Annotated in this window: 8 protein-coding genes; 3 read left to right on the forward strand and 5 right to left on the reverse strand. The window is 59.5% G+C overall.

Going from position 1 to position 12,281, the window contains the following annotated elements:
- The first annotated feature begins 63 nt into the window (after window positions 1–63).
- Window positions 64–1,014 carry a hypothetical protein gene (locus V5D86_RS01640; protein ID WP_414594956.1) on the forward strand — a complete coding sequence of 317 codons (951 nt, stop codon included), beginning with the start codon at window positions 64–66 and terminating at the stop codon, window positions 1,012–1,014.
- Here the strand turns inward: V5D86_RS01640 and sfsA are convergent.
- On the reverse strand, window positions 963–1,700 hold the full coding sequence (gene sfsA, locus V5D86_RS01645; protein ID WP_414594957.1) for a DNA/RNA nuclease SfsA: 738 nt from the start codon (window positions 1,698–1,700) through the stop codon (window positions 963–965). The genes V5D86_RS01640 and sfsA overlap by 52 nt on opposite strands.
- A 54-nt stretch (window positions 1,701–1,754) precedes the next feature.
- Here sfsA and V5D86_RS01650 point away from each other — a divergent pair, with 54 nt between their 5' ends.
- A complete protein-coding gene (locus V5D86_RS01650) occupies window positions 1,755–2,411 on the forward strand; it encodes an exonuclease domain-containing protein (RefSeq protein WP_414594958.1) in 657 nt (218 codons plus the stop codon).
- On the opposite strand, the gene V5D86_RS01655 is transcribed toward V5D86_RS01650, so the two are convergent.
- From V5D86_RS01655 to V5D86_RS01665, 3 genes are read right to left on the reverse strand one after another with little or no spacing between them, the layout of a single operon-like run.
- Window positions 2,412–5,000 carry an HAD-IC family P-type ATPase gene (locus tag V5D86_RS01655; RefSeq protein ID WP_414594959.1) on the reverse strand — a complete coding sequence of 863 codons (2,589 nt, stop codon included), beginning with the start codon at window positions 4,998–5,000 and terminating at the stop codon, window positions 2,412–2,414.
- 48 nt (window positions 5,001–5,048) lie between these two features.
- A complete protein-coding gene (locus V5D86_RS01660; protein ID WP_414594960.1) occupies window positions 5,049–7,970 on the reverse strand; it encodes a UvrD-helicase domain-containing protein in 2,922 nt (973 codons plus the stop codon).
- Entirely contained in the window at window positions 7,963–10,641 is a 2,679-nt protein-coding gene (locus V5D86_RS01665; RefSeq protein WP_414594961.1) for a PD-(D/E)XK nuclease family protein, read from the reverse strand. The genes V5D86_RS01660 and V5D86_RS01665 overlap by 8 nt, the downstream gene beginning before the upstream one ends.
- Before the next feature lie 162 nt (window positions 10,642–10,803).
- Here V5D86_RS01665 and V5D86_RS01670 point away from each other — a divergent pair, with 162 nt between their 5' ends.
- On the forward strand, window positions 10,804–11,460 hold the full coding sequence (locus tag V5D86_RS01670) for a hypothetical protein (RefSeq protein ID WP_414594962.1): 657 nt from the start codon (window positions 10,804–10,806) through the stop codon (window positions 11,458–11,460).
- Window positions 11,461–11,782: 322 nt separating this feature from the next.
- On the opposite strand, the gene V5D86_RS01675 is transcribed toward V5D86_RS01670, so the two are convergent.
- Window positions 11,783–12,214 carry a PaaI family thioesterase gene (locus tag V5D86_RS01675; protein WP_414594963.1) on the reverse strand — a complete coding sequence of 144 codons (432 nt, stop codon included), beginning with the start codon at window positions 12,212–12,214 and terminating at the stop codon, window positions 11,783–11,785.
- Between the last annotated feature and the right edge of the window lie 67 nt (window positions 12,215–12,281).

Below are 12,281 nucleotides of genomic sequence, written 5' to 3' on the forward strand. Positions count from 1 at the left end.
CACCGGGACCGCCGAGGAGACGCAGGCGTCCATCAGAGAGGTGCTGAGGGACAGGTGTGGGATATGAGGGCCCCGAAGGTACCCGTCCCGACGGAGCGTCTCAAGGGTGCCTCCAAGAAGATATCGGATGCGATAGGCACGTCGGCCACATCGGCCAAGAACGTGCTCGACGCGGAATTCAAGAAGACCAGGGCGAGCAGGGTGGAGATGCGCCACGAGTTCTCCGTCATGTGGATCTCCTTCTTCGTCATCATCGTCTCCAGCGCGGCGTTCTTCCTGATCGGATGGCTGTTCGGCGAGGGGGAGTGGACGTTCAGGGACTTCTTCTACAACATGGGATGCAACATCCTGGCGATGTTCGTCGTGGTCCTGTGCCTGGACACGCTGGTCAACCGCAACAGGGACTCGCGCATACAGAGGGATGAGGCCAGGAAGATCCTGAGGTACAACCGCCTCATCAGCCCGGAGATCGACATGTACCTGGTGAGGAAGAACATGGTGATCACCCCCGCCGGCAGGCAGGTCCGCAAGTTCCAGGTGGACTCCTCATTCACCGTCCAGGACATGAGGGACATGTACGGCCCCTCCGAGCTCGTGTCCGACGTGGGCATATCCAAGATCAGGAGGTACGCGCATTATCAGAGCGTCCTCAGGGACCTCTTCGAGAAGCTGATCGAGAACGTCGACTTCACGTTCTACCCCGAGGTCGCGGACGCGGCCATGAAGTACCTGAATGCGACCTCCTACGGGGAGGCCGCCCTCAACGCCGTCGTCAGCTACGAGGACTCCCGCGCAGGGACGCGCTCCATGAAGGCCATGGTCATATCCATGATCCGCGAGGAGCCCGAGGACGGCAGCTTCATGAACGCCAACGCCACCATGAAGAACATCTACCTCCTGCATCAGATGATAAACGACCAGGAGAAGGCCGTCTCGGAGTACATCCGTATGATAAAGACCCTTCAGGAGATGGACCCCAGCGGGACCGTCAGGAAGGAAGTCGAGTACGAGTGACCTCGGTCCATCCTGTACGGGATCGTCCCGATTATCTCCATCCCGTTCTCCGATACGCTGCATTCCAGGCAGACTATCCTCACGCCGCCCCTCTCCGCCTCCTTCAGGGCATCCGAGAACACCGGGTCGGTCTCGCGGTTGGGCGTGAAGTACCTCATCCCGCACATCTGCACGACGAACACCACGTACGCATCGAACCCTTCCCTCACGCAATCGACGAGGCCGCGGACATGCTTGGTCCCGCGTTCCGTGGGTGCATCGGGGAACATGCACACGCCGTCGTTCTCAAGCGTGACCCCCTTCACCTCGGCGAAGATCCTGCGACCGTCCGATTCCACATAGAAGTCGAACCTCGAATCGCCATGGGTCCTCTCCTGATGTACCTCGGGACTCTTCCCGAAGATGCCGCTCTTCCTTGCATACGATGCGAACGCCCTGTTCGGGGCCTGGGAGTCTATGTTCACCAGGAGGTCCCCCTTGTAGACCGCGACGAGGTCGTACCTGTACTTCCTGTCCGGGTTGCCGGAGTCCGACAGGATCACCGTCGCGCCGGGGACCAGGATCTCCCTGCATCTGCCGGTGTTCTTCACGTGGACGAGGATCTCGTCGCCATCGAGGACCACCGCCGCCACGAAGCGGTTGGGCCTCCTGACGAATTCGGCCCGTACGGTGCGTTCGTACTCCATGGTCCCCCGATGCACGGACCGTAAGTGTTTTTTGCGGTAGCCGTATGGCGGCCCATGGACGGATTCATGACCTACGAGAGGATCAAGACTTCCAAGGGGGACTCGTTCCGCATCGTGGGGGAGGAGAACGCCTTCGATGGGATCCTCGTTCTGGACACGGAGACAACCGGCCTGGAGGGAGCCCCCAAGGATGTCGTGGTCGACGTCGGCATCTGCCGCGTGGACCTGCAGAGGGGTACGGTCGAGGATGTGTACTCGTCCGTCCTGGGATACGACACCTCGGAGTGGGACGACTATCTGAAGAACGCCTGGATCTTCGAGAACACGGACATGTCGCTGGAGATGGTGGAGTCCGCTCCCCCCGCGCTGTCCGTCATCGCGGACGTTCGCAGGATCCTCAGGAGACAGCCCGTCACGTCGTACAACACCGGTTACGACTTCGGCAAGTTCCTGTACGAGGAGCCCTGGTCGATGCGCGGGTGGTTCATCGAGTGCTACGACATAATGAAGGCCGCGACGGATGTCTGCAAGATCCCCAGCGAATACTACTCCGGATACAAGTATCCGAAGCTGGACCATGCATACTCCAAGATAGTCGAGGGTGACCCTGCCGGAATCCACGGGACGCAGGACCATCGTGCCCTGTCGGACGCGAGGATGGCTTCCCATCTGATGATCGCCCTCAACAGGATCGGCAAGTACCGTCCCTGATCAACCCTTCTTGCGGAGGGACGGGATAGACGGGATGGAATCCGTCTCCTCGATCACATCCCCCTTGCTGTACTCCTCGCTCAGCTTCTGCATGTAGTACTCCTCGAACCTGTCGATGAGCCTCCTGAGGAGGTTGCGCCTGATCACCAGGACCTCCAGTGCGAGCAGCAGCAGCGTGAACCCTAGCAGCAACAGGTACGATCCCGCAGGGAACAGGGTGAATCCTACCAGATTCACGGCTATCTCGGGGAAGAATGCGTACATCGATGTGATCAGGGCGAGTATGAGGGCCGTGATGACTATCGGCACCATGCTCTTGTTCGTCCTTCCGTCGTAGGACATGAACTTCCAGCGGGGGCAGATTATGAAGATCTGCAGCAGTCCGGCGACCGAGGCGAACAGGACCATGGCTGAACGGGCCGCGATCTCGCTCACGCCGGAGTTGTGCCATGACAGATGGTCTATCAACGCCTGTTCGCTGGCGTACCCGAACCTCTCCGCCATGGCCGCATAGTCGATTACGAGCAGTCCCGCATCCGAAGCGTACCACGTGAGCCCGTAGACCGCGAGCGAGAACGCCGTGATCATAAGGGCCGACGGGATGCAGTATCTCAGGACGTCCGGGAGGATCAACTCCCTGTTCTCGTCCGGCTTGGCGAATATCGTCATGAAGAACGCCATGATGGACACGGAGATGAACGCGTAGAAGGTGTTCTGTATCGGGATCATTGGGATCTTGCCGAACAGAACGAAGAGGGTGACGAACATCACGGCGAGGGTGAAGTTGCGGGTAAGGTACAGTTTCAGTATGTCTCTCATCCCGGACACCGTCCTCCTCCCCTCGACGAGGGCCTTGGGGAGCGCCGCGAAGTTGTCCTTCACCAGGATCATGTCCGCTACACCGCGGGCCGCACCGGACCCCGACTCCAGGGAGACCCCGACCTGTGCGGTCTTGAGGGACTTGACGTCGTTGACGCCGTCCCCGATCATGGCGACGTAACGGCCCTCGGCCTTCAGCGTCTCTATGACCCTCTCCTTGTTCTCGGGCTTCATCCTGCCGAATATGTTGCATCTGAGGGCCGTCTCCTTGAACTGCTCCTGGTCCATGGCCTCGAGCTCCGGCCCGGAGACTATCTCCCTCTTCCCGGGTATGCCGGCTATGGAGAACAGCGAGTCCACCGTCACCGGGTCGTCGCCGGAGATGACCTTCAGGTCCATCCCGTTGTCGAGGAACACCTGGATGGTCTCGCGGCAGTCCGGACGAACCTCGTCGCGGATGGATATCACCGCGAACGGTTCCATCGGACCGATCGTCGGATTGTCATCGGCATCGTGCAGGGGGCGGTCGTCCCCTCTGCACATGACGACCGTCCTGAGGCCCTTGCGGGACTCGGAGTCTATGACATCGGGGATGTTGCCGGCCTGCTGCACGTGGGGTGCGAGGGATGTCCATGCCCCCATGTATAGCGTGTACCTGTCCGAACCGTCAACGACGCGTACCGCGCTGTACTTCCTCTCGGACGAGAACTGGACCTCCTCCGTAAGCTGGACGCCGACCGCTCCGAACTGTGCCGTCAGCGCCTCTACGGTGCGGTTCTTGCTGCCCGTCGTCCCGGTGAATACGGAGATCAGATGCTTGGCATCCCCTTCCGGGATGAGATACTCGGCGGATTCGAACTGCAGCTTGTTGGTCGTGATCGTCCCGGTCTTGTCCATGCAGACCGTGTCCACGTGGCTGATTGACTCGACCGAGCTGGACCTCTGGAGCAAGACTCCGGAGTCGGCCATGCGCATGGCCGCGATCATGTATGTCAGGGTTATCAGGAGGAACAGCGCGATCGGGACCACGTCGAGACAGAGGACGACCGTCTCGAGCAGGTCATTGAAGCTGGTATCGGTGAAGAACGACCTGATGATCGTGATGACGAAGAGTATCGCGGCGATGGCCATGAGCATCTTCGTGACCGTGCCGGTCTCCATCTGCAGAGGCGTCTTCTTGGACGTGAACTTCTTCGCGCTGGAGAGCATCTTCGATGCATAGGCATCCTCGCCGAACCCGGTGACCACGTAGTAGAGCTCCCCTATGACGCAGTTCGATCCGGAATATATGACGTCCCCGACCTTCTTGCGGACGGTGCTGGACTCCCCGGTGAGAAGGGACTCGTCCATCTCCACGGAGCGACACTCTTTGATTATGCCGTCCACCATGGCCTGATCCCCGGCCCTGAGGATGACTACATCATCCTTGACGACCTCGCTCTGGTCCACCGTGACCTCCGTACCGTCCCTCAGGACGGTGACGCGCGGTCTCGTCAACAGGGAGATCTTGTCGAGCCTTCTCTTGGCGCGCATCTCCTGTATCGTGGAGATGAGTATGTTGACAATGATGATCCCCGTGGCGGACACCGCACTGATGAGGTTGTTGCACAGGAGGAGCAGGATGCCCAGTACGAACAGTATGATGTTGAACGGGGTGAACGCGTTCTTCACGAATATGTCCGTGTAGGTCCTGCTGGTCCTCACCTCGGAATCGTTGACCAGCCCTTCGGCCTTCCGTTTCGCGACTTCCTCCGAGGTGAGACCCATCATGATATCCTAGCTAATCTGGTATCGTATATTAGTGGTTCGGGCGAAACTTCACTCATCCAGCAGGTTCTCCCTGGCCCTGGGTATGACGATCTCCTCGATCCGCTCCATCGTCAGGGGGTCGAACTCCACGGTCCTTCCCTGGGAGACGTAGTCTATGAAGCAGCGAACGGGAAGACCCTTGTAGTACTGTCTGGCCGTCTCGGCGTACACAGACAGTTGCAGCTCATACTCCCTCTGGAAGCGGTCCGTGAGGTCCGTCTTGTAGTCATGTATCTCGACGCGGTCATCGAACAGGAGCAGCAGGTCTATGGTCCCCCTGAGAGCGAATCCCGCGCTCTCCACCGGGAGTCTGCATTCGACCTCGGAGAACGACTTGAGGAAGCCGTCCATGCCCTTGCGGCTCAGGACGTTCCTGAGTATGTACTCCGACTCGACGGGATACCTGCCGGAAGGTGCCAATCCGCGCTCGAGGTACTGGGCCTCGAGGTGGACCGCCGTCCCGTACTCCTTGCCCTTACCTCCGATCTCGTCCGCGTCGGACATCCCGCCCATCCCGTCCTCGAACTCCAGGCGCATGACGCTGTGTACCCCCATGACGGGTTTGCGCTTCTCATACCCTGACACGTCCGGCCTCTGGATGAGCTCCTTGGCATGATCGCACCCGTCCAGTTCGACATCCCTGATGGTGCAGTAGTTCTCTCCCGAGAGACCCTTCATGAACAGCGAAGGGTCGCCGGATATCATGGTCACGTACTGCTTTGCGCGGGAGACGGCCACGAACATCAGCCTGCGCTCCTCGTCATAGTCCCTGACGCGGGTGGCCCTGACCATCCTCGTCCTCCAGGACTTGGCGATCTTCGAGTAGTCCCCGTACTCCCCGATGGTCCTGCCGCACCTTATCCCGCGTACCGGGTCGAAGGTGATCGCATCGCGGTCCCCCTGGGTGGAGGGCATGGTATGGGCGTCCAGATATGGTATTATGACGATGGGGAACTCGAGGCCCTTGGACTTGTGCATCGTCATGATCCTGACGGCATCAGAGCCCAGGTCCATGTCCACGGGATAGGATGTCTTCGAGGAGATGTCCTCCTCTATCATGGATATCAGGTCGGATATCGTGAGCAGGGAGTTCCTGTGCGCGGACGACAGTATCGTGATGATGGTCTGTGTGATGTCGTTGTCCAGCCCGTACCATCCGAATATCGATGACAGCAGCTCCGTAACCCTGCGTCTCTTCGCGTACAGCTCCTTCCTCTGTGCGTGTATCTGGCGGGGGACGCGCTTGCTGTCCTGGGCCTTCCGACATTCCACCATGGAGTATCCCATGTCCACCATGATCGGCACGAACCCCCAGGGGTCCTGCTCGTTGTTGAGGTATCTGAGCCATGCCAGTGCGAGCTTCCCCTCGCGCGTGGACATGACCTCCACATCGCCCTGCATGAATGCGGGGATGCCCTGGCCGTTCAGCGTCTCCAGCACCATCCTGCAGGAGCTGGTCTTCCTGCAGAGGACCGCTATGTCGCCGAATCCGACCGGATGCTCCTCTCCTGTCCCGGTATCGACGATGCGATAGTCCCCTGACCCGATGTAGTCGCGGACGACCTTTGCGACCGTCTCCGCCTCGGACTCCTTGCCATCGCATCTCACATACCATATCCCGGTGTTCCTTCCAAGCACGTCCTGGTGCTTGGCACTCAGACGTGCGAGGTTCCTTTCGACCTCGTCCGGATCGATGGGATCGTCCGTCTTCCCCTTCAGCTTCATGCACTCGAACGATGTGTCGATGATCAGCTGGGACGACCTGTAGTTCTCCCTCAAGGCGAGTTTCTTCACATCAGGGATGCTGAACTGCACACGCTTCTGATCGTCGTTCAACTGTCTTCTGAGGGTCTCGGCCCTGTTCCTGAAGTCCAGGATGTTCTCCACCGAGACGAACCTGAACCCGTAAATCCCCTGCTTCCAGTCCCCGACCACGCAGAGGTTGGGCTCCTTCAGTATCATCAGGGTCATCATAAGCTGACTGGCGTTGGTGTCCTGGAACTCGTCGATGATTATGTACCTGAACGAGTTCATCGCACGGACCCCGCTGTTCGAATACAGCACGGAGAATGCCAGCATCGCCGTAACACCGAACGTGAGACGGTCGTCGGAGATGCATCTGCGGATGTAGTGCCAATAGATGTCGTGGATGAACCTAAGGAGGTCGGACCTGTCCTCGTCGGCGGATTCGGACAGGGTCCTGTCGTCGTATGCGGGAGCATCCCTGTCCTCCGGGAACACATCGTACTCGTTCTGGTCGAAGCCGCTCATGAACGACTTCGCTAGTTTGGACATCCCCCTGGTATTGAGGTCGTCGTTGAGCATGCGAAGGTCATGGAGAACCTGCTGGGTGTCGCCCGTCAGCTCCTTCCCGTTGTCCCCTCCGAACCATCCGGTGCCCCTGATCGGGAATATGCCCCTGGCCATGAGCCTGTTCACGATGCTGTAGAACTCCTTCGGCATCTGACTCGCTATGACCGCCCATCTGCCGTAGTCCTCCCCACGGGAGTCTAGAAAGTTGTCCAGGAAGGAGTTGAAGTACGCCCTGTTCAGCGTCTCGTTCTCCACCATGGCCGCGGCGTGGGTCAGCTTCTCCTCTATGCTGAATAGCGATCCCGTCTCCTCGGGGGACTCCATGACCACGGAGAGGCAGAACGCGTCGAACGTCTTCACATGGATGAACTTGGACTCCTCGCGCATCCCCTTCTCCGTGAGCCTGGACCTTATGCGGTCCTCCATCTCCGATGCGGCATTCTTCGTGAACGTCAGCATGAGGATGTCGCTGGGGGACACGTCCTCCCTAGATACCAGGTTGACATAGCGCTGGACGATGGTGTGGGTCTTCCCCGTCCCGGGCCCTGCATCCACGACGACCATCCCATCCAGCGTCTCGGCGATCTCCCTCTGGGAAGGGTTCAGTCCGTCACTCATCGTGACCGCCCCCCTCTCCCGAGTCGTTCTTCGCCGGGATGCTCATGCACGCCTGGTAGTACTGGCAATCGGCGCAGTCGACCGCCCCTCTGGGCTCTGCGGGATATCCCGTGTAGGCCTGGCCCATGGCGGTGTCATGCAGTGCGTCGAGCTGTTCCAGGAAGCTCCGGAACGTGTCCGGTAGGATGACTACCTCTGACCCGATGGATGGCATGCGGTCAGTCGCAAGGTCCGCCAGTTTCCTAAGCGAGTGGGATGCCAGGTCACGGTTCGTCTTGCCGCTCTTCTTGCCCATGACGGCCAGGACCCTGTCGATCGCATCGTCGTCCTCGCTCCAACTGTCCGGATCTGATGGCATCCTGTCGTCGAGGATCCCCAGGATGCCGCGGGCATACGGCTTCGCATCCTTTTTCAAGGACGATTCCAGCATCCGGACGGCCTCTTCGGACCTCATGAACGCCTCCCTGTCCGCGGACGACAGCACAATCGTGCGGACGTTGTTCCTGATATCATAGTCCTCGGACACGGAGATCACGTCGTTCTCGGTGGCATAGAACTGGTAGAACGTAGTCGCGGGATCCTCGAGGTCCCCGGCGAGCGCTAGGTAGATGATAGGCTGGAACTCCGGATATCTGGCTATCTGATCCAGGCTCATCCCGCTCACTATATCCTTGGGTGTCTTCTTCCTCCCCGTCTTGTAGTCTATTATGGCGCCGTTGTGGTGCAGATCGAAGTATCCGTGTATGGGATGGCCGGCGGAATGATGGTCCACCTCGCAGATGTCGCTGGTCATCTCCAGTCCGAGCTGCAGCATGAACCTGTTCGGATTCGGCTTCGCCTTGTTGGATACGTTGAGCTCGGCCACGGGATCCAGGAGGTCGATGTACCTCATGGTGTTGACCATCGCCATGCGGATCCTCTTGGAGTCGAGGTCCTCCATCAGCGGCGTGGAGAGTCCGGCATAGCGGTCCGAGATCATGTTTACGAAGGAGTCTACCCCTCTCTCACGGACCACTTCCGGGTAGCACACGTACAGTTCCGCGAACTCGTGTATCAGGTTGCCGAACTCGCTGGTGTCCTTGTCCGGGGACGGGAGAAGGAAGTTGAACATGTACTTGCGGGGGCATGCGACGTACGCGTTGAACGACGACTTGGAGAACTCCTCGTCGAACTCCTTGGAGTTGTCCAGTTCCAGCGATCCCTTGTCCGGGATGAACTCCTCCGAGGACGTGGCCCATCTCCCTCTGACCAGGGATTCGGCGAGGTCTGAGAAGCTTGAGCTTCCCCCTCCGTCCATCAGGTCGAAGGTGGAGCACGGTCTGGCAGGCCCTCCGTTCTTGAACGAGTTCACGCAATATATGCGCCTCTGGCCCTGTTGGAGCAGCGCCTGCAGACGGATTGCGTTCTTCTCGGCCTCCGTCTCTGGGTCCAGGTGCCTCTTCCCCACGACCGGGACGTTCCACTCCTGCTCCATGCCGAGGTATATCATCACGGGCCTGTCGACGAAGACGGAGTTCTTGCTGTCTGTGAGAAGGACCCCTTTCCTCTCGTTGTCGGGGATCTGCTCGTTGTGCTTCAGGTTCTGGATGTTCTCCACGGCGAACCTTATCTCGGACAATCTGTCCGGAGTGACGATGACATCGGACATCTGGAGCTCTTCCAGCAGAAGTCCAACCTGCGGACGTGCGGATGCGTCGCAGACGGAGTTCTTGACATCGTTGAATGTCATCCCCTTCTCGAAGATGTCCCTCATAGTGGTCCACAGCTCGAACGCCCTGTCCATCATGTCATCCTCGGTCTGCCTGTGAAGGAGATACTCCTCGCGGTTCCTCTTGAAGAACCCGTTGTAGTTGGAGAACAGCTCCTTGACATCCTTGACACGGAGGGTGTTGAAGCTCATGGACAGGGACAGGAAGCTGATGTAATCCCTGATCTGGGCGAGGTCCTTGACGTTCAGGGAGTTGATGAAGGGAATCCCGCGACGGTACAGGGCGGCCCTGACGGCATCGGCTATCGCCCCGCCGGCGTTCAGGACTATCGCGAAGTCCTCCGGGTCCCCGTTGGCGACGATGTCCGCGGCGTTCTCTGCCAGCTGGCGGTCGTTCCCCACCTCGTATATCGTGTCTATGCGGAACTCATCGTCCGAGAAGATGTCCACGAACTCGACGTCGATGTGGTTGGGGACCACGTGCTTGTCCAGGTCGTCGAACAGTTCTACGCCGACGATCGCCACTCCGCCGGGGATCTCGTAGAACCAGGAGACACGCTTGTCATCAGGCTCGAACTCCGACATGGCCCTCTCCAGGGTCGGCATCCGCCTGTACGATTCGTATATCCTCCTGGCGTTCTTCGTGTTGATGTACGCCCTCACGTCGGCGGTGTGCGTCCTGATGTCCCTGATGTTGAGGATCTCGCTGTACACGTGCCTCAGCCCGAGCCCGGTCTCCTTGGACACCGCGGCGATCAGCTCCATCTCCGACATGAACGGCCTTCCGAGTATGGCGGGCCCCAGCTCCATCGCGATGTGCCGGGGGGTGTAGGCCAGCTTACCTATCCTGGCCGTCCGGATCCTGGCGTTTATGGCGGTCTCCAGCGGTGCATCGTTGGTGATTACCAGACCGAAGTCCTTCACCTCCTCGTACAGTTCGTCGATGGTCTTGAGCCGCCTCATGTTAACATCCTCCCGTATGGCCTCATGGCTTATGATTCCAATCCCGTCCATGCATCGGTAGGATAAGAACACCTGTCTGTTATCTCAGTAATGTCTGTAATGTGTCCCCATTTGCGTATTGACAATATAAACAGAAATATCGGTGACCGTGCATGCAGTCCCATGGACGACGTGTACGTGGTGGAGGTGGCATCGACCGGTCCCGCCGGCATCCCGAAGGACGAGGTCGCCGAGATCGCCGTATGCCGTGTGTTCTCGGACGGGTCGGACTTCGACACCGTCTACAACGACGGCGTCGCCCTGGACCCGAGGGACCTGGGCAAGGAGCCCCTGGATTTCATGCATGAGAACTTCGGGATCGAGCCAGAGGACCTCTACGGAGGATCGCCCAGGGAGAGGGTCACGTCCGACTTCCAGAAGGTGGTCTTCGGGAAGGAGTGCACGTCATACAACGTGGGTGCGGTGTTCGGGAGGTACCTCAGCTTCGAGCCGTGGGACTCCACCCGCAACCTGACGCTCCTGCCGTCCATCTCGGTTCGCATGCCGTCGGACCTGAGAGGGCCGCCCGACAGGGAGCACGTGCTCATCAAGGAGGCGTACGACAGGCTCTGTCCGGGAGACCCGGCGATGATAGGCGGAGGAAGGAGGGCGATACATCTGGCGCAGATGTCCGCCTCCGTCCTCGCCGTCCTGAGAAGGGAGGGGCTGTTCCGATCGGAGCCCCATCTTCATGACCGCGACGCCGAGGACGATGTCGGCGAGCGATATCAGGTACACGACCGCGTAGAGGATGTAGAACGGGACCGCTATCACCCATGATATGCCGGGCACGATGAACGTGAGCGCCAGGGCGGCGGAGAACAGTAGCAGCCCCCCTAGGAGGAACATGGCCCCGCGCCTCCTCCCGAGATACAGCTGGCCGAGTCCCGTTATCCCGAACAGCCCGAGGACCAGGTTCAGGAGTACCGCGACCTTGCGGTTCCCCTTGAACCCCCTCCCGCCATCACGGTCCCTCTTGGACTCGGGCTCGCTCCGTCTGGGGACGTTCTCCTCCAAGGGTATCTTCTTGAAGCACTTAGGACACGTAATGCTGTTCGATGGAACGAGCTCTCCGCAGTGTGGGCAGCGTCTGTCAGTCATATCACTCAGTCCTCATGACGAAAGCGGTGTACGTGGCCGAGGCCAGAAGCTTTCCGTTCTCCCCGTATGCCCTCACATCATATATCTCCAGCGACCTGGAGCGGTTGACCGGGACGCAGACCGCGCGGATCCTCCCGAATGCGGGCCTGTAGAACGACATGAAGGAGCCCTGTCCCGTACAGGGATGGGTGAGGTTGCTGGCTATGCCGAACGCATGGTCCATCAGGCTGTAGATCGCCCCGCCATGGCCCCTGCCCATGCTGTTCATCAGCTCCGGCCTCAAGTCCAGGGAGCATTCCACCCTGTCCCTCTCGATCGACTCTATCTCGATCCCCAGGAATCTGGCGAATGGGGCCTCATACATCTCCACTGCCGTGTCTATGAAGCACTTCGTGTCATCTGACATTCTGTCCAGGATGTCCTGTCTGTCCATGACGGTTCCAACGCGTCATGGTATTTGGGGATTGCAGGCATCCGTTCGAAGGTTCCTAATACGCCAC

Source organism: Candidatus Methanoprimaticola sp. MG2, assembly GCF_047501175.1.
In the GTDB taxonomy this organism is placed as follows: Archaea; Thermoplasmatota; Thermoplasmata; order Methanomassiliicoccales; family Methanomethylophilaceae; genus Methanoprimaticola.